Here is a 25,957-nt window from a genome sequence, read left to right as displayed (position 1 = left end):
ATTTGAAACAACATTTTATAAAAATACTTTCTGTTATAGTACTTTATAACTGTTTTACCTCGTGCAACCTGGTTAAACGAGTTGCCGAAGACGAACATCTTTTAACACAAAATACAGTTGTTATTGATGGAAAAAAAGATAATTCTGAAACTATTAATAGTTTACTCTATCAAAAACCCAATAGCAAAGTACCATTGCGCCTTCTTATTTACAACTTGGCCCGTCCTAATTTAGATTCCATTCTTGAAAAAACACTTGCAGATTCTAGTAAGCAAGGTGCAAAAAAGTTACTATCGCGAAAACAATTTTTCAAAATGCAGGAGTCTAAATTACACTTTAACCAGTGGTTAAAAAAAACTGGTGAAGCACCGGTTATAGTTAGTGAAGACAAAACCAAAAGATCGGTAAAGCGCATTGAAGATTATTACATAAACAATGGATGGTTTAATGTAAACGGAACCTATGAAATTAACAAAAAAGATAACAAACGTGCAGAGGTTACTTATAATTTTGAAAGAGGTCCTGCCTTTATAATAGATTCTATAACAGAAAATATTATATCTCCTGCTGTAGAAACATTATATCCCAGATTTAAAAAAGGGGCTTTGGTAAAAAAAGGTGAGCAATATAAAACCATAAATTTTGAATTAGAACGCGAACGTATTTCGGGGCTTTTGCGTAACCATGGGTTATTTCATTTTAAACGAGATTATATTACCGCAGAAATTGACACCATAGGCACCAACAAAAAAGTTAATGTAAGTTTTAATATTCAGAATAGAGCAATTAGATCACATGACTCTATTATTCGTAAGCCCTTTAAAATATTTAAGGTAAAAGATGTAAATATTTACACCGATCATACTTTTGAAAATGAAGGAACACCACCAAAAGATTCCATTTCCTTTAACAATTTCAAACTTTATAGTTATGGAGACATGCGCTATAAACCAGAGGCTATAACCGACGCTATTTTTATAGCACCTAATTCTTTATTCAAGGATATTGATAGAACCTACACTTATAGGCACTTAAACGAGCTTAGAACTTTTAAATACCCCGATATAAAATATGTTGAAGAAAGTGATACTACTTTAACTGCCAATATTTACTTAACACCTTTGAAAAAGTTTAGTCTCGGCCTCAGTACGGAAGCCTCAACAAGCAACATTCAAACTATTGGATTTTCAATAAACCCTAGTTTAATGATTAGGAATATTTTTAAAGGTGCAGAAACTTTCGAAATTTCAGGAACTGCCGCTATTGGTTCTTCTTCTGAGGGTAATAGGCTAGATAGCGATCCTTTTTTTGACATAAATGAATTAGCATTAGATTTAAGGTTGATTATTCCGCGACTTTTTACGCCTTTTAATACCGATAGAATTATACCTAAATACATGTTTCCTTCAACTAGAATAACATTATCAGGCTCTGGACAAACTAATATAGGACTTGATAAACAAGCCCTTAGTGGTATTTTAAGCTACAACTGGAGACCTACTTCAAAAGTATCAAATCAACTCGATTTATTTAACATACAATATGTTAGGAACTTAAATGTGAATAATTATTTTGATATTTATAGCACCTCATATCGCAGGCTTAATGATATAGCAAGATCAATAAACTATAATAACGGGAATGATTTAGATATTGAAACAGGGGAAACCGATATTTTTATCACTGATGTATTAAATAACAATACCAGTTTAACACCAAATGACGAGGATTTTAGACGCGTATCGGCTATTGGAGAACGAAAAGACAGATTAACTGAAGACAACTTAATACTATCCACAAGTTTTAGTTTTATTAAAGACAACCGTACAAACTTACTCGACGAAAACTTTTCAATTTTTAGATTTAAAATAGAGTCTGCTGGAACACTTTTGGCTAATGCATCTAGATTACTTGGACTTGAAAAAGATAGTGAAGACCGATATGAATTACTAAATGTAGCTTTCTCACAATATATAAAGACCGAACTTGATTATGTAAAACGTTGGGATTTAGGAAAAAAGAATGTATTTGCTATACGCAGTTTTTTTGGAATAGCGATTCCTTATGGCAACTCTAACAATATACCGTTTGCAAAAAGTTTCTTTGCAGGTGGCGCCAACGACAATAGAGCATGGACAGCCTATGCTTTAGGCCCTGGAAGCTCAGAAACCACTAACGAATTTAACGAAGCAAACCTTAAAATTGCCTTAAGTGCCGAACAACGATTTAATTTATTTGGCGATTTAAATGGTGCTTTATTTATTGATGCTGGAAACATTTGGAATGTTTTGGATGATGTTGACGATCCTCGAGCAACATTCTCTAGTTTAAATTCTTTGGAAGATATTGCTGTAGGCTCTGGTTTTGGCTTGCGTTACGATTTTGGGTTTTTCTTGTTTCGTTTTGATGTTGGCTTTAAAACCTACGACCCATCTTACCAAGACGCAAATCGTTGGTTTAACGACTATAATTTTAAAAATGCGGTGTATAACATTGGTATTAATTATCCTTTTTAGCCCTTTACCGACTATAACGTTTTAGCGAATAAATATTATTTTCATTATAAATCATTGATATAGAAACTATAAAAATGATTATTTTTGACATTCTAATTAACAAACAAATTAAATAAAACAATGGCACATAATATAAAACCAGGAGTGGCTACGGGTGATGAAGTTCAAGCAATTTTTAACCATGCAAAAGCAAACGGATACGCATTACCTGCAGTTAACGTAATAGGTTCAGATACTATAAATGGCGTGTTAGAAACAGCAAGAGATTTAAATTCTCCTGTAATCATTCAATTTTCTAATGGCGGCGCACAGTTTAATGCTGGAAAAGGATTAAGCAACGACGGACAAAAAGCAGCCATAGCTGGTGCCGTTGCCGGAGCAAAACATGTGCATACTTTGGCTGAAGCTTACGGTGTTACAGTGATTTTACATACAGACCACTGTGCAAAAAAATTGTTGCCCTGGATTGATGGTTTGTTAGACGCAAGCGAAGTGCATTATAAAGAAACTGGCAAGTCGTTGTTCAGTTCACACATGATTGACCTTTCGGAAGAACCAATTGAAGAAAATATTGAAATTTGCAAACAATATCTAGAAAGAATGTCTAAAATGGACATGACTTTAGAAATAGAGTTAGGTATAACAGGTGGTGAAGAAGATGGTGTTGATAATACAGATGTTGACGATTCTAAACTATACACTCAACCAGAGGAAGTTGCCTATGCTTACGAAGAATTAAGTAAAGTAAGCCCAAGATTTACAATTGCAGCAGCTTTTGGTAACGTTCATGGTGTTTACAAACCAGGAAATGTGAAACTTACACCGAAAATTTTAAAAAATTCTCAGGAATATATCACTAAAAAATATGGCGTAGAGCATAATCATATCGATTTTGTTTTCCATGGTGGTTCTGGTTCTACAGTAGAAGAAATAAGAGAAGGCATTAGCTACGGTGTTATTAAAATGAATATTGATACAGACTTACAATACGCTTTTATGAGTGGTATTCGCGATTACATGAACGATAAATCTGAGTACCTAAAAGCGCAAATTGGAAATCCTGACGGTGACGATGTGCCAAACAAAAAATACTACGACCCAAGAGTTTGGTTACGTGAAGGTGAGAAGACATTTGTAGCACGACTTAAAAAGGCATTTGAAGATTTAAACAATGTTAACACCTTATAAAATAAGGTAAATTACTACAAATTACATTAAAAAGGTTTTGCTTCTAGCAAAGCCTTTTTTTAGATTAAATTGTTAATATACAGGTTATTACAAGTTAAAACCCAATAAAACTCTTAAGGCGTTACCCCAAAATTAAAAAAAGGTTTAATTTTGTCGTCAGGCTTTCGGTAGTCGCTTCTCGATAAAAAAATCGAGAGCGCTTTAACAAACCTGTGCTGAGCGCAGTCGAAGTTTGCCTCAATCCTTAACGCGAGATATCGCCAAATTAGATTTTAGTCTGTAAACAAACCAACTAAAAACCCTTAATAGTATGTCTTGGTTTAAAAGAAAAGATAAAGGAATACAAACAAAAACTGAAGAGAAAAAAGACACGCCAAAAGGCTTGTGGTATAAATCTCCAACAGGAAAAATTGTTGACACTAAAGAATTAGAACAGAACTTTTATGTAAGTCCAGAAGATGGTTACCACGTTAGAATTGGCAGTAAAGAATATTTTGAAATTCTTTTTGATGACAACAAGTTTAAAGAACTAGATGCTAAACTAGAATCTAAAGACCCTTTAAAATTTGTGGATACCAAGAAATATCCAGAGCGTTTAAAAGCAGCCCAAGAAAAAACCAAACTAAAAGACGCTGTTCGCACAGCAGTTGGAAAATCAAAAGGTAAAGATCTAGTTGTTGCCTGTATGGATTTTGCATTTATTGGCGGCTCTATGGGTAGTGTTGTAGGCGAAAAAATTGCCCGTGCAGCAGACTATTCATTAAAAAACAACATTCCTTTAATGGTGATTTCAAAATCTGGTGGCGCACGTATGATGGAAGCCGCTTTGTCCTTAATGCAATTAGCAAAAACTTCTGTAAAATTAGCGCAATTGGCCGAAGCTAAAATTCCATACATTTCACTTTGTACAGACCCAACAACTGGAGGAACTACGGCCTCTTTTGCTATGTTAGGAGACATAAACATTAGCGAACCTGGAGCTTTAATTGGTTTTGCTGGCCCAAGAATTGTAAGAGACACCACTGGGAAAGAATTACCAGAAGGATTTCAAACTTCTGAATTTTTACTAGAACACGGCTTTCTAGATTTTATAACCGTAAGAAAGGAATTAAAAAATAAAGTGAATCAATATTTAGATTTGATATTGAACGAACCATTAAGAGCATAATTATTTAACTAATTATTATTTTAGACTCGGCACTTGCAGAAGTAGCTGAGTCTTTTTTTGCCATTTTAAAAAATATTGAAAACTCAGTACCTACGTTAACTTCACTCGTAACTTCTACTCTGCCACCCATTGATTCAATATGGTTTTTTGTAATAAACAATCCTAAGCCAATAGAATCTCTATTGGTATGAAAGGTTTTGTAGAGCTGAAATAGCTTATCACCATATTTTTCTAAGTCTATTCCCATACCATTATCGGCAATTTTAAATACTATATAATCATTCTCTATACTCGAGGTTAACTCAATCTGGGGCTGCCTATCATCCGATCGGTATTTTATAGCATTGGTTAAAAAGTTTAGAATTATACTATCAATGTAAGCGGGTATTCCTTTTATGTATAATGAATCGTCTACATCGTTAATTATAGTCGTCTTTGTATTTCTAGCTATTGCTGCAACATTATAAATAGCTTTCTCAACATAGTCATATAGATTTAATGTTTCAAGCTCTTTTGCATCTACAAGTTTTATCTTGGCTACTTCGGTAAGATGCGATACCGTTTCTTCTAAAGTTTCAATGGCATTGGAAAGTAGATTGAAATTCTCATTGTCTTTTAACCAGGGAAATTCCTCTTCAATAAATCCCCTAATTGTAGTGAGGTTGCCTGAGTGCGAACGTAAATTATGCGTAACAATCCCAGCAAACGAAGATAATCTTTCATTCTGCTCCCTTACGACGCGCAACATTAGTTTCAGTTTATCTTGATTTAGCTTGCGACTTGTAATATCAGCGAACTGCCATATCATTTGAGATGGTTTTCCGTTAACGGCAGTTATAAGCGATACAGAGATTAAAAACCAAATTACAGAACCATCTTTATGGAAATACCGTTGCATTACACGATATCTATCAATTTTCCCCTGCATTAACCGTTCATATTTAACAGCATGCACACCTAAATCATCCCTAAAAATAATATTTTCAATCTTCATGTTATAGAGCTCCTTTTTAGGATACCCTAACATATCGCACATACTATCATTTACTTTAATCCAATCGCCATCTAATGTTAGAATAGCAATACCATTGTATGTGTTATTGAAAATTTTTTCGAGGGAGTCGTAGGAGTCTGGAAAACTTTCTTGAGGAAAAAGTGATTTCATGTATGTAAGTGCTTCAAGTTATTGTTTTGAGAGCCAATAAGAAGTTACCTTAGGGAAGTAACGCTTTAAAATCAACGAAAAGTTACACAAAAAAACATTTAAATACAAAAAAGATGCTATATTTGCCGCCTGAAAGAGAGACTTTCATAGTACATAACAATCATTTACAATAATATTAGCATGTATTTAACAAAAGAAGTAAAAGAAGAGATTTTCGCAAAACACGGTAAAGGAAAGAACGATACTGGTACTGCAGAAGCTCAAATTGCGTTGTTTACGCACAGAATTAATCACTTAACAGAACACTTAAAAAAGAATCGTAAAGATTACAATACTGAGCGTTCGTTAGTAAAACTAGTAGGTAAGCGTCGCTCTTTACTAGATTACTTAACTAAGAAGGATATCTTAAGATATCGTGCCATAGTAAAAGAATTAGGATTAAGAAAATAAACAAGATAAGAGAGGTTTGCATTATGTAAGCCTCTTTTTTTCTTTTTACCCTGAGCTTGTCGAAGGGTTGCGTTAGGGATTGCAGCGGCATCCTTTTTTGATTTTTCTTCAAAAAAGATATAGCGAAAAGCCCGACCCCTTGTGGGTAACGCCCAAATATAACTCGAGCGTAGGAGTTTAAACCGCGCATTAGAAGAAGCTAATTATAGTTTTTCATTGGTCGAGGCTTTACAGTCGCACACACAACAACTACACACAACACAACGACCATTGTTTAATATGATTTAGGCCGATTTACGCTTAAATTACAAGAAAAAATTTATGATTCCACAAACATTTAAAGAGGTTATAGACCTTGGTGACGGTAGAGAAATTTCTATTGAAACCGGAAAATTAGCAAAGCAGGCCCATGGCTCTGTTGTTGTACAATCTGGAAAATGTATGCTTTTGTGTACAGTTGTTTCCAACTATCACGCTGCCGATGTAGACTTTTTACCTTTAACGGTAGACTACAGAGAAAAATTTGCTGCAGCAGGAAGATACCCTGGCGGTTTCTTTAAAAGAGAAGCTAGACCAAGTGACGGCGAAGTTTTAACAATGCGTTTGGTAGACCGTGTTTTACGTCCGTTATTCCCAAAAGATTACCATTCTGAAACTCAGGTGATGATTCAGTTAATGTCTCATGACGATGAAGTGATGCCAGATGCTATGGCAGGTTTAGCAGCTTCAGCAGCTATTCAATTATCTGATTTCCCTTTTGAATGCCCAATCTCTGAAGCAAGAGTTGGTCGTATTAATGGTGAATTTGTAATCAACCCAACACGCGCGCAATTATTGGAGTCTGACATCGATATGATGATTGGTGCTTCAGCCGATTCTGTAATGATGGTTGAAGGTGAAATGAATGAGATTTCTGAAGAAGAAATGGCTGATGCTATTAAGTTTGCGCACGAAGCTATTAAAGTGCAATGTGCTGCTCAAGTAAAATTAGCCGAAGCTTTTGGTAAAAAAGAAGTACGTGAGTATGAGCCAGAAGTCGAGGATGAAGATTTAGCAAAGAAAATTCACGATATGGTTTACGACAAAACGTATGCCATTGCAAAAGCAGGATCTGCTAAGCATGAACGTGGTGAAGCTTTTAGTAACATAAAAGAAGAAGTTTTTGAATCGTTTTCTGAAGAAGAGCAGGAAGAATTAGGAAAATTAATTCATAAATATGTAGCGAAAGCTCAAAAATCGGCTATTAGAAACTTAACCTTAGATGAAGGATTACGTTTAGATGGTAGAAAAACTGATGAAATAAGACCAATATGGTGTGAGGTTGATTATTTGCCATCTACACATGGCTCTGCAATTTTTACACGTGGGGAAACTCAAGCTTTAGCTACTGTAACTTTAGGAACCAGTAGAGAGGCGAACCAAATAGATATGCCATCTTACGAAGGTGAAGAGCGTTTCTATTTACATTATAACTTCCCTCCTTTTTCTACAGGTGAAGCTAGACCAATTCGTGGTACATCTCGTCGTGAGGTTGGGCATGGTAATTTAGCGCAACGTGCTTTAAAAGGAATGGTGCCAGAAGATTGCCCTTATACGGTAAGAGTAGTTTCAGAGATTTTAGAATCTAATGGTTCGTCATCTATGGCAACGGTTTGTGCTGGTACAATGGCAATGATGGATGCTGGTGTACAACTTAAAAAACCTGTTTCTGGTATTGCTATGGGATTAATTACCGATGTAGATTCTGGAAAATATGCCGTACTTTCTGATATTTTAGGTGATGAAGATCATTTAGGAGATATGGACTTTAAAGTAACTGGTACTGCTGACGGTATTACGGCTTGCCAAATGGATATTAAAGTGAAAGGATTATCATATGAAATTCTTGTAAATGCTTTAAAACAAGCAAGAGAAGGACGTTTACATATTTTAGGCAAGATTACCGAAACTATTGCATCACCAAATGCAGAAGTGAAAGATCATGCACCTACTATGGTAACTAGGCGTATTCCTAATGAATTTATTGGAGCCTTAATTGGTCCTGGCGGAAAAGTAATTCAAGAATTACAAAAGGAAACTGATACCACTATAGTAATCAATGAGGACCCTGTTACTGAAGAAGGTATTGTAGAAGTTTTAGGTGTTGGTAGTAAAGGTATTGATGCTGTTATGGCAAAAATCGATTCTTTGTTATTTAAACCTGAAGTTGGTAGCGTTTACGAAGTTAAAGTTATTAAAATGCTTGATTTTGGGGCTGTTGTAGAGTATGTAGATGCTCCAGGAAATGAAGTATTATTGCATGTAAGCGAATTAGCTTGGGAACGTACAGAAAATGTATCTGATGTTGTAAACATGGGAGACATATTTGATGTGAAGTATTTTGGTATTGACCCAAAAACACGCAAAGAGAAAGTGTCTCGTAAAGCTATTTTACCAAAGCCAGAAGGTTGGCAGCCTAGACCTCCAAGGGATAACAACCGAGGTGGTGGACGCGACAACCGCGGTAGGGATAATCGTGGACGTGATAATCGCAATCGTGATAACCGCAGAGACGATAGAAAACCTAGAGAAGATAAGAAGGAAGATTAAGAATCTTTAGTTAAATACTAAAAACCGTTTCTTATAGAAACGGTTTTTTTTGCTTTATACACAATCAACAAAATTGTTTTTTTATATTTCTACTTCAAACGTCTCCGTATTTGCTATCTTATATTCGTGGGGTCACTCAGCATTATCGAATAACTTTTATATAGGCAACACATAATTTTAGTTTATAAATTTTATAAAAAAATATAAATAAAATTTAATGAAAAAAATATGTGAAATTTGTCAAAAATTAAAAAAGATGAACAATCAGATTTCATACGGTATTAAAAGAATAACTAAAAATGGGATTTCAAAAAGAAAATTGGTGTTCTTAACTCTATATTTGGCTTGCATCTAGTTGTCATTAAATAGCAATTTTCTATTTTTTAATGAAACTTTAATATACGGTTCTATTATTGGTCTGCTATTACTAAGTTCACAATTGTATAATTCAATCCAATAAAATCATACGTTTTTAAGGATTTCCGTACTGCAATTAAACAACATGTTGATATCAAATCTATGTGCTTTGATTGCAACTACAATTTATTGGCTTTTGTATGAGTTTGTTTTTACTTTTTTACAAAAAAAATATGACAATTTTTAATATTGCTTTGTATACGGTTGTACAAATCTGAATCATAACAGAAGACTCAAAAAATGTCGGCATTTTTAAGTAATTTGAAAGTTTTCATGATTTGCTTTTTTAATAATTTTAACACGCTATTGTCTTTGAATATCAAAAACACCTTCCTTAACTGATCTCTGCCGTTCTAGAACTGTACCATCTTCAGCGGTAAATTCAAACGTTCCTATAACTTTTGTTTCATTAATCTCAGAAACCGTCACAGTGCCTTCTACTGCAAAATAATCGATAGTAGGACCATCATCATTCTGATCAAAAAAATCAAAAGGATCTCCGTAGGTTAATACTGCACTAGCTTCATCTTTACCAATATCATAACTCCCTAATTCAGGAGGAATTCTTATGGTAATTCCTATTTCGACAACACCATTATAACAATATAGTACAATACTGTTATTATTGGCGTCATAAGGTGCTGGATAAAGAGGACCGGAAATATGTTCTTCGCCGTTAATGGTTGCTTCTAAGCGTCCGTACTTAAAATTACTAAACACTTCTGTATTATTATCATCGTTGCTACAACTTGTAAGCATTACACATACAATTATCATAGCATATACTATTACATTTTTCATTGTTTTTTAATTTATATCTTTAAATCAAACTTTCCATCTTCAATAAAAACCACCCTATAACCATTATCAAATGTATATGCTCTAAAACCAAAAGTTCCTTTAACAGTTTCTGAGGTTATTTCTTCAATATTTATAGATCCTATAGAGGCAATAAAACGATCTTTAAGAGTTCGGTTGCTTTCAAACAAATAGTCTGAGAAAATTTCAACACAATCCATCTTATCATATAAATAGAAACTTCCATAAGTCGAACCATCTCCAAAAGTATGAGTACCCTCGGTTAATGGCACCGTTAAAGATAAACTTATTTTTTTATCACAGTTTTCGGCAATAAAACTTAATGTATTTCTCGGTGTATCTCCACGCTCTGTAATGAAAATTGCGTTCTGCAATAAAAGCCGCTGGTTTTCATATTTAATTTCAACTATACCCTTATCACTTATTGGATATTCAATTGGGTTTTCCATTTCGTCATTATTACTACAACCTGCTGTTACTAGAACAAGCGAAATGGCAGAAAGGTTTAAAAGCTTTTTCATTTTGTTAATATTAAAAATTGAAATTGATTGAAATCTTAAAATTATAGCCACTAGCCTCACCCAAATTATTATTAAACTTTAGCATCCCAATATTATAAAAAGCTTGAATCTTAATTTTTTCATTTGGCTTCCATCCAGCTTGTGCATTAAATCCAAAATCAAAATCGTTGTACCAATCTTGCCATTTTAAATTAGGAGCAACCGTATTGAAGGTTGTAGCAAAAAGTCCTCCTAATTGAGGTATCATGGCTAAATCTATCCACTCAAATAGTTTTAGTGCATTATCTACGCTAAAAGTATTGGTTATGTTATCAGAAAAATGAAAATCAGTTACTTGTGTTTGATTTTGTGACTGAACCCCATCTAATATACAAATAAAAGCCAGTGTTATTAAAAGCGTCTTCATCTTAAATTTATTTTTAATTACTTCATTTATACAAATTTGCCATATCCATATATAATTAGTGTCCGAAATTATATTTCATGGATGATTTAGGACATATCTGGACACTAACAAACTCAAACAGCGCTTGCCGTAAGTCTATTTTTAATGACCGCTGGAATGATATTGTCCAAAAACATGAAAACCTTATTCATAGCTCCAGGAATAATGATCTCCTTTTTATTAAAAAAGCTTTTAAGCGTTTCTTTGGCTGCAGTTTCAGGATCTAGTATAGAGGTTCTAGAAAACCATCCTAACTTCCTATTTTGAAGACACAACCCTGTAGTTGTATTCATGCCTCCTGGACATACAATAGACACCCATATGCCATATTTCTTTATCTCTTTTCTTAAACTTTTTGAAAAAGAAAGCAAATATGCTTTTGTACCACTGTAGACCTGCTTTTTTGGTAAATGGAAAAAACTTGCCATACTACTCACATTTAAAATTCCTGATGGAGCATTAATCTTAAAATCCTCCATAAACAATTTGGTGAGTATAGTTGGTGTTGCTACATTAACATTAATTTGAGTAAGGAAATAGTCCTCAGATAAATCCTCAAAATAACCCCTACTCAATACCCCTGCATTATTTATTAAATATTTGATGGAGGCTTTTTCTTCTTTAATATTTTTATAAAGCAGGTTGCAATTTTCTTTTGTACTTAAATCCATTTCAAATGCCAAAACATCTATGTTAAAGTTAGATTTGAGAAAATCTCCAAGCTCTTGTATACCAGAATCTGGTAATGCAACTATAATGAGATTCATGGATTGTTTTGCACATTCAATAGCCAATGATTTGCCAAAGCCTGTGCTTGCTCCCGTTATTAAAGTGTATGTTTTCATGATGATAATTTTAAAAATTGAATCGTTTCTTGAAGTCCTACCTGTAATGATGTAGGTTTATAGTTTAGTTCCTTTTGCGCTTTTTTGGAGGAAGAAATACGGTTCACAAAAAGTGAATCTAAAATCTTTGGTGTGATAGATGGTGCAGCATTTGTAATTGCGTGAAAAAATGACGAAATGGAAAAGAGTGTTTTAATAACCGAATAATTTATTTTCACAATTCTAATCTTACTCTTTGTTAAATTCTTAAGTAGGGCAAACAATTGTTTGTAGCTAACATTTTCTCCTCCAATAATGTATCTGCCATATACCACTGAACTTTGCATTGCCAAGAGATGCGCATTTACAACATCCTTTATAAATACATAATTGGATATACTTTGTAATCTATTTGGCACTACTAAAAAATCATTCTTTGCAAACATTGATATCAACCTATTGACACCATTTGAGAATGTAGCTAAACCTGGACCATATACTTTTGAAACATTAAGTACAACACACGAAAGTCCCTTTTTAGAATAACTGTAAACAATCTCTTCAGACATGCTTTTGGTAAGCTCATAATCGTTTGCATATGACGCAATTCTGGGTTGGGTTTCTACAATAGGTACTTGTTTATATGAAGGCCCATACGTTGATAACGTACTGGTATAAATAACTTTTTTAACTTTTTGATGTAACGCAGCTTTTAGCAAATTTTCAGTACCTAGCACATTGGTGCTGTAGAAGTTATCAATATTTCTACATTTCAAATTGGTATAAGCAGCAGTATGGAATACATATTCACAATTCTCAATAGCCTTTAATATTGATGAGTAATCACAGATATCGCCTTTAAACAAGACAATATTATCATGCTTAGGAACTTTATAAGAATTTAAATCTCGTACCAGTGCATGTACTTTAAATTTCTTTTCTGCTAATGTTAGAGCCAGTTGATGACCTACATACCCTGTAGCTCCAGTTAGTAATACGTTCATAATATTATGTTTTTAAGGTTTGATGATAAAAAATTGATATTTCGTAAACTGCAGAAAGTGCTAAGTGCATTGTAAAAACATACCAAATACTTTGTGTTTGATAAGCTAGAATGCATAAGACTATCCCAAAAGGAATGGCGCCAATAATCTCTTTCTTCGAATCAAATAAGTGTATAACTAAATAAGCTATAACACTTAATGTAATAGCATATGTAGGATTAAAATATTCCAGTAAACTGAATAGTAGCACACCTCTAAAAAAGAACTCATAACAGAATAGAAATACAAATCGGATTATAAAGTACAACCAAGCGTTAGAAAATTTATAATGGCTATTACCACCTTCTGTTTGAATAATTCGTTTCACAGAAATTCGCGAAATCATTGCACTTAGAATCGTCAATACCACAAAGGAAAGAAGAAGCTCTAATCGCGGAACTTCAATATTAGTTATTAAGTCTCTTAGCTCAGGAAATATGATATAGAATAAAACTCCAAAAAGTACAATACCCAAACTATGTTTTAAGTTTAACAATCTAAGTCCGTTTCTAATTAACAACGCTTTTTCTAGGTTAACTACCTCTAATCTTTTATATACCCAGCTTACCAAAAAATAAGTAAAGAATACAATTGCTATGATTGTCCATTTACTTTCTACTGATATCATGATGAAGCAGGAATTAAGGTTACACTAAACAAAGAGCTATTAGCTTCAACTCTTACACACTTACCATCTTCATAATGAAAGATATTATACTTACCATCAGAGAATGCTACCTTATACTTACCTTTACCCAAAGACTCAAGGTTTACCATGCGCTTCACATTATCGCAATAAATATGCTTTACACCTTTTGGCTCTTTAAAATAAAGCATCACCAAATTATCCTGAATATCCTTAAAACCTAATTCTTTTTTAGTGCCATCAACTTCTAAGTGATAGTTGTCATTTTTATAGGTTACGCTGTGATTCGCTTTAACCTTATTATTTACTTTTCGGTAAACTGAAGAGTAGATTAAAACACCATTTTTATAAATGGCTGTTTCCTTTCCACGTATACTAAATTTCAAAATATATCTTACATCGATACTACTTTCTAAAGCATAAATTGTAGAATCGCTTTTCGTGTTGCAACTCACTTTAATAGTACCTATAGTTACATTGTTTCTCACGACGTTGTAACTTATTTGCTTTAGAGGATTCTTGTCATTTGCGTATGATGTAGTAATCATAAAAAAGACAATAAAGATTTTTAATCTTATTGCTAATTTTTTAATAAATAACAGTTTTCTAGAAAAGAATGGATGTCTTTTCATCTTCTTTAAGAGGTAGACAATTAACATTGGTATCATGACTAAAGTTTTATGATTTCTAATTGATTGTAAAACTATTAGAGCATGTTAAAACCATTGTCCCATATGGTCTAGGAAGCAAAAAACAGGATGTCCAACGATTATTTCGGACTAAAATCTAGACTAAAACTTATCTCTGAAGGCTGAAGGGGTTTCTGAAGTAAATTTTTTAAATGCTGAATAAAAGGTAGATTTAGAATTGAAACCACATTCTAAACCTATGGCTACTATTGTGTACTCGCTAAACTCATTGTTAGACAAGAACTTTTTAGCTTGCTCAACTCTAAGCGAATTTATGAAGTCGGAAAAATTATAGTCACTATACGAATTTATAAGTTTTGAGAAATAACTTTTACTCATACCAAGATCAGATGCTAAAGATTCCATACTTAATAATGGATCTAAATACAATTTATCTTTAATTACATAATCTCTTATCCTATCAAAATCATTTTGATGCTTTTCGTTATAAAAATCGTCTTCATTATCAGACGAAATCTTAATACTCTCATTTTCCAGAGAAATGAGATTAGCTTCCATTGAGCTTCTTAAAACTATACGGTCTCTGAGCACATTATACTTATAAAAACCTTGATAACCTATCCAGTATAAAAGTATGGATGAACTTAGCCTTAAAAACATATAAGCATCCTCGTTTCCGGTAAGAGATTTAATAGCCACAGCTATGGCCCAAAAAATGATAACAATGGTGCCTATTCTTATAAACCACTTTATCCAGTTTAAATCATCATAAGATAAAATGTAAGATATTAAATGATGCCTTCTGAAGATAATCAGGCAAGCATTTATAAATAAGAATATACTGTACAATAAATTAAATATATCTTCTACCATCGTGTACCTTTCTATTAAAAAAGCATCTCTATCTGGCACTTCATAATACACATAAGAAATAATACAAAGACGAAGAATAATTTCAGTTACAAAAAGTATTATTGAAAACTTTAAGAAGTCGTTTACCTTATCCTCTACCTTTAAAAAGTGTGTTGTAAACGCATAAAACATTGGCAGAATAAGGACATACCAAGGAATAAGTAAATTTTCTAACAAAAATAAATCAGAAGTATAATGATTATCAATTAACCATCTTTGAAGGTTATTGAGAGATATAAAAAGAACGGTTAAGTTTAGGAAGACAATAACTTTATCGCATTTTTTTTTGACAAACATGGTAACAAGGTTAAATGCGAAACCTTGAATAACACCAGCAATTAGAAAAAAGTTTATTATCGAAGCCAACTTCCTTTAGTAAAATTTTACTAAATATAAGTATTTCAGGCTTTTAAATTAATTTCAGATTTGTTTTTTTTACTTACAAGGACAAAATAGATATAGCTATCTATTAACTTTAAAATGGATTGAAATACTTTACTAGACTTGTTAGGGTTTTGAGTTTTCATGGTTAGTAATTTAATTGTTAATGGCAAAATTCGAATCGAATTACCCAAATTTAATTGCAATTTTTGAAAGCTTATTGTGAAAATTGTCCGAATATTTCAATTTATTTTCTTAATTTTCACAAACTGACTCCCTTTGAACTTGTAATTTTTGAAAAAATGCAAGAACAGTTTATCAAGTATCTTAAGGAACGAGCACAGGATAACACTTCTTTTGCTGAGGAAGTAGCCAGTGTATTGGATATAGGCTATGATGCCGCTTATCGTCGTATCAATCTAAAAACAAATTTATCATTAGAAGAAAGCGTTAAACTTGCAAAACACTATAAAATATCGCTTAATAAGTTGTTTGAAGTTGGAAGCCCAAACACAATTTTAGCCGATTTGTCACCACCTATACATAATAAAAAAGGTCTTGAAATATGGCTAAATCAGTCTTACAATAGTGTTTTTCCTCTCACTAAGTTAAAAAGTGCCTCCATTATTTATTCTGCTAAGGACATTCCATTATTCCACACTCTAAAGGACTCCTATTTATCTAGATATAAAATTTACGTCTGGTTAAAAGATGTTGATCCAGAAATGACAAGAAACAAGGTTACTTTCGATGATTTCATCAAAAACATACCAGAATCAATGTTAGAAAGTGCATTTAGGTTAGGAGAAATCTATAAAGACATTAATATTACTGAAATATGGAATAACACAACAATTAATGGGTCCTTACAGCAAGTACTCTATTATTTTGAAGCTGGTGCACTTTCTAAAGAATTATCTTTAAAAATTTGTGATGACATAGAAGATGTTATTCGGCACATCGAAAAACAAGCTATACAGCAATCACTAATTGATTCTAAAACTAAAGCCTCCTATAATCTTTATATCAATGATATTCATACCATGAGCAATACCATCATGGTTAAGACACCATTCCAAAAAGTATTTTTTACACCTTTTACAGTAATTAGTTATTTTAAAATTGAGCACCAACCTACTTGTGAGCTCATGTTTGAGTTTTTCGAAAAACAAATGAGTATTTCCAAACTCTTGGTAAATGCAGGAGAAAAGGACCGTTCATTATTCTTCAATAGAATGCATCAAAAAATAAACAGGCTTAGGGAACGCATTAGGATTGATAATGATGCTTTTGATTTTGAATAAACGTTAAACCCTGTTAAAAACTTGATTTTTTCATATTATCCATTATATTACTAGTTCATCTTTAAATGAAATGGACAAATGATTTACACAGAGAAAGAAAAGTACTCTGATATTCTAGAGAACTCTATTAACTATTTAGAAAATAGAGGTTTTGAAAATATTAAGGCGGATATGGATGGGTACGAAACACCAAAATCTTACATCAAAAAAGGGAGTGACATCGCTGTAACTCCAGATATTGTGGCAACAAAAGAAGGTAGAAAGCATATTTTTGACATAAGCCTAAAATCTGAAAAACCTAGACTACTAAAATCTAAGTGGTTATTTTTAAATGCTTTAAGTAATCTAAAATCACACAGATTTAGACTCATAACCACTAGGGGGCATATACAATTTTCAAAAGACATGTTAGAAGATATTAACCTCACCAATAAAAAACTCATCAGAATATAACACAACAATGTTTCCGTTTTGTGACTTTTGTCTATTCTACGTGTCTCAATAGTAAAGTGTTATAAAAATTTTAATTTTTTTGTAACAAAATATGGTATTTGTACGTATAATTAATGAATACCCATATTTCACAATTAAATTACAGGAGAACATTAGATGAGACAACTTAAAATTACGAAGCAGGTTACTAATAGGGAAACTGCATCGTTAGATAAATATCTACAGGAAATTGGTAAGGTAGATTTAATTACTGCCGATGAAGAAGTTGAATTAGCGCAACGTATTAAAGCTGGTGATCAAATTGCTTTAGAAAAGCTAACAAAGGCTAATTTACGCTTCGTGGTTTCTGTAGCAAAACAGTATCAAAATCAAGGCTTAACATTACCAGATTTAATTAATGAAGGTAATTTAGGTTTAATTAAAGCTGCACAACGTTTTGATGAAACGCGCGGTTTTAAGTTTATATCGTACGCAGTTTGGTGGATTCGTCAGTCAATTCTACAGGCATTAGCTGAACAATCACGAATTGTGCGTTTACCGCTGAACAAAATTGGTTCTATTAACAAGATTAATAAAACATTTGCTTTCTTGGAGCAAAGTCATGAACGCCCGCCTTCCGCTGAAGAAATTGCGAAAGAGTTGGATATGACAATTAACGATGTTAAGGAATCTATGAAAAATTCTGGACGTCACGTTAGTATGGATGCACCTTTAGTTGAAGGTGAAGATTCTAACTTATACGATGTATTGAATTCTGGTGAATCGCCAAATCCTGACAAAGAGTTATTACATGAATCTTTGCGTACAGAAATTGAGCGTGCACTGGAAACCTTAACCCCTCGTGAAGCAGATGTTATTCGTTTATACTTTGGTTTAGGCAACCAACACCCAATGACTTTAGAGGAAATTGGTGAAACATTTGATTTAACTCGCGAGCGTGTAAGACAAATAAAAGAGAAAGCTATTCGTAGATTGAAACATACGTCTAGAAGTAAAATATTAAAAACATATTTAGGATAGTTATGCCATGGCGTAACGACTAAATTACGACAACAACAGTTACACATAACTGTTCGTTTTTTGATTGATGAAAGAACCCGCGGCTGATTACCGCGGGTTTGTTTTTTTCCCTACTTTTGCAAAAACTTTTCTATTAAATATTATGAACTCTAAATTAATCGCTCCCTCCATGCTAGCTTCAGATTTTGGAAATCTTAAACGAGATACCGAAATGGTGAACAACAGTGAAGCAGACTGGTTTCATATAGACGTTATGGATGGGCATTTTGTGCCAAACATATCTTATGGTATGCCAGTGATTCAAGCTATTAAAAAGCACGCCACCAAACCTCTAGATGTACACTTGATGATAGAAAAGCCTGAACGCTATATAGAGGAATTTGCTAAAGTTGGTGCAGATATTATTACGGTACACTACGAATCTACAGTACATCTCCATAGAACACTTAGACAAATTAAAGCCACTGGATGTAAAGCAGGCGTTGTGCTCAACTTAACCACACCAGTATCTGTATTGGAAGATATTCTTCCAGAATGTTTCATGGTTTTATTAATGTCTATAAACCCAGGTTTTGGTGGACAAAAATTTGAAGACATCACATATAACCGAATTAAAAAGCTTCGTAAAATGATAGATGAGCAAGGTTTAGATACTCATATTGAGATTGATGGTGGTGTTACTGACAAGAATATAAAACAACTAGTTGACGCTGGTGCAAATGTATTTGTGGCGGGAAGCCATGTCTTTAAAAGTAGCAATCAACCAGAAACTATTAAAAAATTAAAGTTGATTGCTAACTCTTAAATTTGTTTAATAAAATAGTTTAGTAAATCTGTTGTAGTAATTATGCCTACCAAAGTACCATCTTCTACAACAGGCAATGCATGAAAACCGCTTTTTGCTAAAATCTCAGCCGCCTCTTTAATTGTAGTTTCTGTAGAAATTGTAACCACATCTTTCACCATTACCTGCTCTATGGTAAAATTATTATAAACTACCGTTTCTAAGGTATCACCTCCAATAGATGAAGTCTCCGCAAAACTTATGCGCATTAAATCTGTATAGCTTAACATACCTATAATGGTTTCGCCTGAAACCACTGGCATATGTTTAATTTTATACCTATTAAATAGTTTTTCTGCTCTTTCTAAATTATCTGAACGTGTAAGCGCTATAAGATTTTTTGTCATTATAGTCGATACTGGAACTCCCTGTCTCATTGCTATAGTTTTAAGTTTAATATAATATGAAATTTCAATCACCAATCTCTTCGCAAGCTAGTATTGCGCCAAGGTGTCTGCAATCAGAATTGCTTCAGCAAGTAATTAATCATATCTGTAGTTGTTACAATACCTACCAATTGGTTGTTATTTACTACTGGTAGCGCATGAAACTCCTTGTTAGCTAAAATTTCAGCTACTTCCTTAATAGAGTATGAAGGTGATACGCAAACTATCTTTTTTTTCATTACCTGGCTAATAGTAAACATATTATAAACCATGACATCAGCAGCACTGTCATTATTATCAGTTACATCTGCAAAACTCAATCTTAATAAATCGGAGTAGCTTAGCATACCCACAATAACATTATCCTGCACAACAGGTATATGCCGTATATGATGTTGTTTAAAAAGTTTTTCTGCTTTTTCTAAATGATCATCTTTTTGTAATGTAATGACATTCTCCGTCATTATCATCGAAATTGGTGCTTTTCGTATCATGTCATTGAAGTATTTAGTTTAGTTATCTCTAAAATTAGGAATACAAATACAAAAAAAGCATGACAAAAATCATGTAACCTATTAATAGCCAGAAAAATTAAAGTTCAACATTTGCTTTACTTTATCATAAATATGAGGGAAAAGCACTCTAAATACCTCAGGAGATTCAATAAAAGTTTCTATAATTACTGCAAGCAGCTCCGAATCGTTCGTGAAAGCGTAACTTCTTATGAATTCAGAATTAACCAATTTAGTTTTTAATGTTTCATCGGATGATAAGGTATTTCTAAGCTCATTAAATGTATCCACAAATAGAATGGAATTGATATCATCACTCTTTATACAGTTGAAATGAATAGCATGTGACAACTCGTGAATTCCCAAATTCAATTTATCATCTTCGATTCTATGTCCTTCTAAAAAATTATCCCAAGACAACACTAACGTTTTAAGGCGCGCGTTAAACTCTCCCTTATTGGTTGTTTTACTAAACATGGAATAATAGTCTGTAGGATATACAATAAAAGTTTCTATGTACGGAATTATATATCTCCTAAAGCCAAAAGTCAACATTACTGACATTGCCGAAATTAAGACTTTTACTTCTTCAGTAATTACAAAACCCTCTTTACCTTCAAATTTTTTATACTTAATAAAGGTCGCCGTTCGGTGTCTAAAATAGCTTTTATGCTTCTTGCTTAGTCTTCTGTAAAAAACAAATTCCTTTTCTAGGATTTTGTGTTGTTCTGGACTCAAATTCCTTCTAAAAAAATAAAAATGAATAAAGACTGGACGTTTTGTGAAGAGCGCATATATCATTTCTAGTCCATCTAATATCGTTGTAATTATTTTTCTTATGAATAGTAGCATAAGAAATAAAACACCCAACAAAAGAATGGTAACAACTATATTTCCAATAAAATCATAGTTGGTTTGTTCTAACAATAACATAAACTAGTTTATAAGTGCTAGAACTAAAGTAAAGAAGTAAATTGTATTAAACTACTTATGGTAGCTGTTTAAACTCTATTAAACAAGAACTTTATGAAATAAGTTTATATGTAAGTTCCGCTTTTTATATCTGACTAAAACCATCATAAACGAGTGCTTGATTTTTAATTCAGTCCATCTAAAAACCCTCTGTAAGCTTTTTTAGCATTGAAATTAGAATCATACAACAATGGCCAATCGGGTTGTCCCCAAAAATCAATCAACCAAGTTTCGTTATCTCGTATTCCCCATACGGTCAATGCAAATTTATTAGCCTCAGGTATAGCATTATAAATTTCAACCACCTCTCTAAACTTGTTTTCTTGAGCAGTTGCTCTTGCATCTGTTAAAGAGGTAATATCATTATTTGGGTTTGCCCTTATATCTAGCTCAGAAAAATGCATTTTCAAACCTCTTGATACGGCTCCATTAACTACACTTTGTATTTGAGCTGCAGATGGAAAGTTATAGGCTATATGCATTTGGGCACCAACCCCGTCTATTATGCTTTTTGAAGACAAATCATCTACAATAGCAAACATTGCAGCTTGCTTACCTGCATCAAAAGTTATATTGTAGTCATTATAGAAGAGAAGTACATTTGGATCAGCATCCCTTGCAAATTGATAACATTTTTCAATATAGTTATCCCCCATACGTCTCCTAAAAACAGTATTTCTTAATTGATTAGTACCATCTTCAACTGCTTCATTTACAACGTCCCAAGATCTTACCTTACCAGCATAACGTGTTAGTACTGTTGTAATATAATCTTTAATCATCGTTTCAAACTCCTCATCTGTACCCGAAAAATTCTCTACCCATTGTGGTGTTGCTGTATGCCAAATTAAAGTATGTCCATGAATATCCATGTTATTCGCAATTCCATAGTCCACAATTGCATCGGCCGCTGTAAAGTCATAGTTACCCTGAGAAGGATACATGATATTCATTTTCATTTCAAATTCGGCGGTAAGGTTATTAAATTCACGGGTTAGAATTTCACCGTGGCTTCCATCTAATCTATTTGATTTAACCGCCATACCAATTGAAAATTTATCAGCTGCATCTTTTAGTGCGGGATCCGCAGCAGCTTGTCCAGTAATCGATACTACTTGACTAGTGCTAACATCACCGTTGGGGCCTTCTACTGTAAGAGTTATTGTATAGTCGCCTGCTGTCTCGTACAAATGCACTTCTGGACCTGCCAAATCTTCAACTCTGGGACCATTTGTAAAAAACTGCCAGTAACTGCTTAATCCGCTTGTACCTGTTGATGTATTATTTACTGCAACTCTAAGCGGGTTTTGCTCTGATATTAATACATCAAAAGATAAAACAATAGGTGTAGGGTTATCTGGTGGTGCAGTGTCATCATCTTTAGAGCATGCAAAAAATGCAGATAGTATTGCAAAGAGAAAAATAACCTTATAGGTTGTTATTATATTTTTCATAGCTTTTTATTTATAACAATTATTTCAACTTAAATTTATCTTTTAATCCACTGTCTGAACTTCCTCCAACCATAATGTTAAACATCCCTGGTTCTACTAGGTAATTGCCATCATTATCATAAAAACCGAGTTCAGCATTTGTTAAGTTGAATGTTATAGTTTTTGTTTGTCCCTTTTTTAATTCGACTAGCTCAAATCCTTTTAACTCCTTAACAGGTCTTACGATACTAGCCACTGGATCATTTATATAAAGTTGCACTACTTCCTTTCCATCTAAATCACCAACATTTGTAACTTCTACACTTAACTCTACGGTTTCACCTTTATTATATTCAGATTTACCTAATTTTAGGTTGTTATACTTAAAATCTGTATAACTCATCCCATAACCAAAAGGAAATAAAGGTGTGTTTTCAACATCTATATAATGAGACCAGAATACGTTGTCTTGCGAGTTAACTGGTCTACCCGTACTGAAGTTATTATAATAAATGGGGCATTGCCCAACATTTCTTGGGAAAGACATTGGTAATTTACCACTTGGGTTATAATCTCCATATAGCACTTGAGCCACAGCATTTCCAGCTTGCGTTCCTAATTGCCACGCTTCAACTATTGCTGGAATATGTTCGGCTGCCCAAGGTAAAGCCAATGGACGTCCGTTATTCAAGACCAAAACAATGTTTTTATTCACCTCAAAAATGGCCTCCAGTAATTGTTGTTGGTTTCCAGGTAGACCTAATTTTGTTCTACTTCTGCCTTCTCCACTTTGAAAACCTACTTCTCCTAAAACCATCACCACAACGTCAGCATCTTTTGCAGCGTTTTTTGCAGCTTCAAATCCAGAGAAATTATTGTTATTTATCTTGACTTCTTGAACAAACAATTGTTTTCCAATAGAGACATCTGTTCCCTTTTCATAAACAAGTTCATTATTTTTATATTGCTGCATACCTTCCAAAACAGACACGGCAGTATTATCGTCGGCAGCAATTCTCCAACTTCCCAGAGGACTATTTTTATCGGCTGCCAGTGCACCTATTAAAGCTACTTTTTGTCCTGATTTTTTTAATGGTAATAGGTTATCGTTATTCTTTAATAGTACAATTGATTTCTTGGCCATATCCAAAACCGCATCATTAATAGTCTTATTACCTATGGTAACTTTTTCTCTAGCTTCATCACAATATTTGTAAGGATTATCAAACAAACCAAGCTCAAATTTTACGCGAAGTATTCTTCTAACGGCATCATCAATTAATGCTTCCTTTACCGTTCCGTTCTCAACTAACTTCACTAATTCCTTAACATATAGGTGCGATTCCATATCCATATCTGATCCTGCAGTTACAGCCTTAGCAGAAGCATCTGCGCCATCTAAAGCGTAACCGTGCGTTACCATTTCAGAAATCGAAGCCCAATCTGATACTACGTATCCATCAAAACCCCAATCGCCCTTTAAAATATCTCTTTGTAAAAAAACATGGCCTGTTGCAGGGATACCATTTAGTATATTGAAAGAATTCATAAGTGTACGAACTCCTGCATCTACAGCTGCCTTAAAAGGAGGCAAAACAGAATTATACAATTTTGACCTGCTCATATCAACGGTATTGTACTCCCTACCTGCTTCAGCATAACCATAAGCGGCAAAATGCTTTGCACAAGATGCAATGGTAGTAGCGTCGGCTAAGTCATCTCCCTGAAATCCTGTAACTCTGGCCGTGGCTATTTTACTTCCCAAATAGGTGTCTTCTCCCGCGCCTTCCATAACACGTCCCCATCTGGCATCATTGGCGACATCAACGTTAGGTCCGAAAGTCCAATTTAAACCTGATGCCGAAGCCTCTTGCGCAGCTACACTAGCAGATTTTTTTATAGCCTCCAAATCCCAACTTGCGGCTTCTGCCAACGGTATGGGGCTTAATGTCTTGTACCCGTGTATCACATCAAAACCAAAAATAATTGGGATGCCCAAACGACTTTCCTCCACAGCAATTTTTTGAACAGCCCTAACTTCTTTTGCGCCTCTAACACTTAGCATAGAACCAACCCAACCTTTTTTAAGGTGCTCATATTTTTCTTCTTCCGAACCTGATTCTGGCAAAGGCCCCGTAAAATCCCAAGAACCGTTATACTGGTTCATTTGCCCTACCTTTTCGTCTAACGTCATCTGGTTCATTAAAAGTGTTATGCGCTCTTCTATAGGCTTACTTTTATCTAGATGCGATTTTGATTGCGCACAACTTCCGGTTATAACAAACACTAAGATAAATTTTATAGTTTGACTTAAAGCTTGATTTTTTTTCATTTTCCTTTTCATTTATTTAAATTAATTTATACAACTAATCGATTATATTAATTTTTTTTAAATGCGCAGAGTTCTTTGGAAACTTTTAACATCTTGATTTACAAAAAAACTCAAAAGACTAGCCAAATTTATAACTAGACTTTTGAATTTTTATTTTTTCATACAGTTTTATTTCTTAACAAATTTAAATGACCTATTATCATTTGTTTTTAGAAAATAAAATCCTTGTTCTAAATTCGAAACATCGATTTCAGTAGTAATATTCAAAAGCTTCATTACTACTTTTCCAGTCATATCTAAAATTGATGCTTTTTCCGACGGCACCCCCATAAGGTCTATATTTAAGATATTCTCAACAGGATTAGGAAAAATCAAAATTGAATTTTTATTTACAACTTCTTCTACACTAGCAGTAGACGATATTGTAACTAAATTTCCAGTATTGTTAAAACCCGTATCAGAACCATCTGAACCCAACGTTATTTTACCAGCCCATGTGAAAACCTCACCATCTACCGGTGTGTTAAAAATGTTAATAGTAACGGTTTGTGTTCCAGACCCCATAGAAGTGGGAACAATATTTCCTTCATAAGCTATGTTTCGTCCTGAACCCCAATTCGGGCTCCCATCAGGATTAGCCAAAAACAATTGCCACTCAAAAACATCTCCAGTTGAAATACCTGAGTAGTCAAAAGTTACATCTACTGTTGTTGCCGTTGGCGGAATAGTGGTGTCAAAAACAAGATTTGAAAATCCTTGTGCATTTGACGCATAAACACTCAATAGGAGCGTTGTACAAAAGAGTAATTTTTTCATCATAATTATATAGTTTTTTATGAACACTAAATTAGTATCCTTCCAAATAATCCAACAGTCCAAATAGAGCATCTTATATAACAAATGATGCGTATCATTATTAAACTCTAAAAATATGTTTTGATCAAGTTAGTCCTTGTTGTTTCAAAAA

The 25,957-nt window shown here is 33.5% G+C and carries 24 protein-coding genes; 9 read left to right on the top strand and 15 right to left on the bottom strand.

Annotated features, from left to right (window positions below; all coding sequences use genetic code 11):
- Positions 1–2: 2 nt before the first annotated feature.
- The 3 genes from tamL to accD all read left to right on the top strand — a co-directional run bounded on the left by tamL (position 3) and on the right by accD (position 4,872).
- Complete coding sequence (gene tamL / locus BMY39_RS05105) at positions 3–2,516, top strand: translocation and assembly module lipoprotein TamL (protein ID WP_092577701.1); 2,514 nt, start codon at positions 3–5, stop codon at positions 2,514–2,516.
- A gap of 120 nt (positions 2,517–2,636) precedes the next feature.
- Positions 2,637–3,704, top strand: coding sequence for a class II fructose-bisphosphate aldolase (gene fbaA / locus BMY39_RS05100; RefSeq protein WP_092576480.1), 1,068 nt, complete (start codon positions 2,637–2,639; stop codon positions 3,702–3,704).
- A gap of 310 nt (positions 3,705–4,014) precedes the next feature.
- Positions 4,015–4,872 carry an acetyl-CoA carboxylase, carboxyltransferase subunit beta gene (accD, locus tag BMY39_RS05095; RefSeq protein WP_092576477.1) on the top strand — a complete coding sequence of 286 codons (858 nt, stop codon included), beginning with the start codon at positions 4,015–4,017 and terminating at the stop codon, positions 4,870–4,872.
- 4 nt (positions 4,873–4,876) lie between these two features.
- Here the strand turns inward: accD and BMY39_RS05090 are convergent, their stop codons facing one another.
- On the bottom strand, positions 4,877–6,037 hold the full coding sequence (locus tag BMY39_RS05090; RefSeq protein WP_092576474.1) for a sensor histidine kinase: 1,161 nt from the start codon (positions 6,035–6,037) through the stop codon (positions 4,877–4,879).
- A gap of 180 nt (positions 6,038–6,217) precedes the next feature.
- Here BMY39_RS05090 and rpsO point away from each other — a divergent pair, with 180 nt between their 5' ends.
- Together rpsO and BMY39_RS05080 are read left to right on the top strand one after the other, a co-directional pair.
- On the top strand, positions 6,218–6,487 hold the full coding sequence (gene rpsO / locus BMY39_RS05085) for a 30S ribosomal protein S15 (protein WP_092576471.1): 270 nt from the start codon (positions 6,218–6,220) through the stop codon (positions 6,485–6,487).
- 321 nt (positions 6,488–6,808) lie between these two features.
- Positions 6,809–9,076: a polyribonucleotide nucleotidyltransferase gene (locus BMY39_RS05080; protein ID WP_092576468.1), complete on the top strand. Its 2,268-nt coding sequence runs from the start codon at positions 6,809–6,811 to the stop codon at positions 9,074–9,076.
- A gap of 720 nt (positions 9,077–9,796) precedes the next feature.
- Here BMY39_RS05080 and BMY39_RS05075 read toward each other — a convergent pair.
- The 8 genes from BMY39_RS05075 to BMY39_RS05040 form a co-directional block, all read right to left on the bottom strand.
- On the bottom strand, positions 9,797–10,294 hold the full coding sequence (locus tag BMY39_RS05075; RefSeq protein ID WP_092576461.1) for a DUF6252 domain-containing protein: 498 nt from the start codon (positions 10,292–10,294) through the stop codon (positions 9,797–9,799).
- An 11-nt stretch (positions 10,295–10,305) separates the two neighbouring features.
- The gene (locus BMY39_RS05070) at positions 10,306–10,833 is read right to left on the bottom strand and encodes a DUF6252 domain-containing protein (protein WP_143064739.1); all 528 of its coding nucleotides are present in this window, start codon (positions 10,831–10,833) and stop codon (positions 10,306–10,308) included.
- 10 nt (positions 10,834–10,843) lie between these two features.
- Positions 10,844–11,239 carry a hypothetical protein gene (locus BMY39_RS05065; protein WP_092576454.1) on the bottom strand — a complete coding sequence of 132 codons (396 nt, stop codon included), beginning with the start codon at positions 11,237–11,239 and terminating at the stop codon, positions 10,844–10,846.
- Between the two features lie 113 nt (positions 11,240–11,352).
- Positions 11,353–12,123 carry an SDR family NAD(P)-dependent oxidoreductase gene (locus BMY39_RS05060; RefSeq protein ID WP_092576449.1) on the bottom strand — a complete coding sequence of 257 codons (771 nt, stop codon included), beginning with the start codon at positions 12,121–12,123 and terminating at the stop codon, positions 11,353–11,355.
- Positions 12,120–13,106 carry an NAD-dependent epimerase/dehydratase family protein gene (locus tag BMY39_RS05055; protein WP_092576444.1) on the bottom strand — a complete coding sequence of 329 codons (987 nt, stop codon included), beginning with the start codon at positions 13,104–13,106 and terminating at the stop codon, positions 12,120–12,122. The genes BMY39_RS05060 and BMY39_RS05055 overlap by 4 nt, the downstream gene beginning before the upstream one ends.
- Positions 13,107–13,110: 4 nt before the next feature.
- A complete protein-coding gene (locus tag BMY39_RS05050; protein WP_092576441.1) occupies positions 13,111–13,773 on the bottom strand; it encodes a CPBP family intramembrane glutamic endopeptidase in 663 nt (220 codons plus the stop codon).
- Complete coding sequence (locus BMY39_RS05045) at positions 13,770–14,339, bottom strand: DUF6134 family protein (protein WP_092576438.1); 570 nt, start codon at positions 14,337–14,339, stop codon at positions 13,770–13,772. The genes BMY39_RS05050 and BMY39_RS05045 overlap by 4 nt, the downstream gene beginning before the upstream one ends.
- Positions 14,340–14,582: 243 nt before the next feature.
- Complete coding sequence (locus tag BMY39_RS05040) at positions 14,583–15,650, bottom strand: helix-turn-helix domain-containing protein (RefSeq protein ID WP_143064738.1); 1,068 nt, start codon at positions 15,648–15,650, stop codon at positions 14,583–14,585.
- Positions 15,651–16,036: 386 nt separating this feature from the next.
- Here BMY39_RS05040 and BMY39_RS05035 point away from each other — a divergent pair, with 386 nt between their 5' ends.
- The 4 genes from BMY39_RS05035 (at position 16,037) to rpe (ending at position 19,316) form a co-directional block, all read left to right on the top strand.
- A complete protein-coding gene (locus BMY39_RS05035) occupies positions 16,037–17,038 on the top strand; it encodes a hypothetical protein (RefSeq protein WP_092576430.1) in 1,002 nt (333 codons plus the stop codon).
- 78 nt (positions 17,039–17,116) lie between these two features.
- Complete coding sequence (locus BMY39_RS05030) at positions 17,117–17,491, top strand: hypothetical protein (RefSeq protein ID WP_092576427.1); 375 nt, start codon at positions 17,117–17,119, stop codon at positions 17,489–17,491.
- A gap of 156 nt (positions 17,492–17,647) precedes the next feature.
- Positions 17,648–18,511, top strand: coding sequence for a sigma-70 family RNA polymerase sigma factor (locus tag BMY39_RS05025; RefSeq protein ID WP_019387909.1), 864 nt, complete (start codon positions 17,648–17,650; stop codon positions 18,509–18,511).
- A 142-nt stretch (positions 18,512–18,653) separates the two neighbouring features.
- Complete coding sequence (gene rpe / locus BMY39_RS05020) at positions 18,654–19,316, top strand: ribulose-phosphate 3-epimerase (RefSeq protein WP_092577698.1); 663 nt, start codon at positions 18,654–18,656, stop codon at positions 19,314–19,316.
- On the opposite strand, the gene BMY39_RS05015 is transcribed toward rpe, so the two are convergent.
- The 6 genes from BMY39_RS05015 to BMY39_RS04990 form a co-directional block, all read right to left on the bottom strand.
- Complete coding sequence (locus tag BMY39_RS05015; RefSeq protein WP_092577696.1) at positions 19,313–19,732, bottom strand: CBS domain-containing protein; 420 nt, start codon at positions 19,730–19,732, stop codon at positions 19,313–19,315. The genes rpe and BMY39_RS05015 overlap by 4 nt on opposite strands.
- An 83-nt stretch (positions 19,733–19,815) precedes the next feature.
- Positions 19,816–20,235: a CBS domain-containing protein gene (locus BMY39_RS05010; protein ID WP_092576422.1), complete on the bottom strand. Its 420-nt coding sequence runs from the start codon at positions 20,233–20,235 to the stop codon at positions 19,816–19,818.
- Between the two features lie 81 nt (positions 20,236–20,316).
- Complete coding sequence (locus BMY39_RS05005) at positions 20,317–21,186, bottom strand: zinc-dependent peptidase (protein WP_092576419.1); 870 nt, start codon at positions 21,184–21,186, stop codon at positions 20,317–20,319.
- Between the two features lie 164 nt (positions 21,187–21,350).
- Positions 21,351–22,679: an endo-1,4-beta-xylanase gene (locus tag BMY39_RS05000; RefSeq protein ID WP_092576416.1), complete on the bottom strand. Its 1,329-nt coding sequence runs from the start codon at positions 22,677–22,679 to the stop codon at positions 21,351–21,353.
- 19 nt (positions 22,680–22,698) lie between these two features.
- The gene (gene bglX / locus BMY39_RS04995; RefSeq protein WP_092576413.1) at positions 22,699–24,990 is read right to left on the bottom strand and encodes a beta-glucosidase BglX; all 2,292 of its coding nucleotides are present in this window, start codon (positions 24,988–24,990) and stop codon (positions 22,699–22,701) included.
- 168 nt (positions 24,991–25,158) lie between these two features.
- Positions 25,159–25,809, bottom strand: coding sequence for a T9SS type A sorting domain-containing protein (locus BMY39_RS04990; RefSeq protein ID WP_177176546.1), 651 nt, complete (start codon positions 25,807–25,809; stop codon positions 25,159–25,161).
- Between the last annotated feature and the right edge of the window lie 148 nt (positions 25,810–25,957).

This window comes from Hyunsoonleella jejuensis (assembly GCF_900111025.1).
GTDB lineage: Bacteria > Bacteroidota > Bacteroidia > Flavobacteriales > Flavobacteriaceae > Jejuia > Jejuia jejuensis.
Note: the sequence above shows the minus strand (reverse complement) of the source record. Positions and strands in the feature narration are given on the sequence as shown.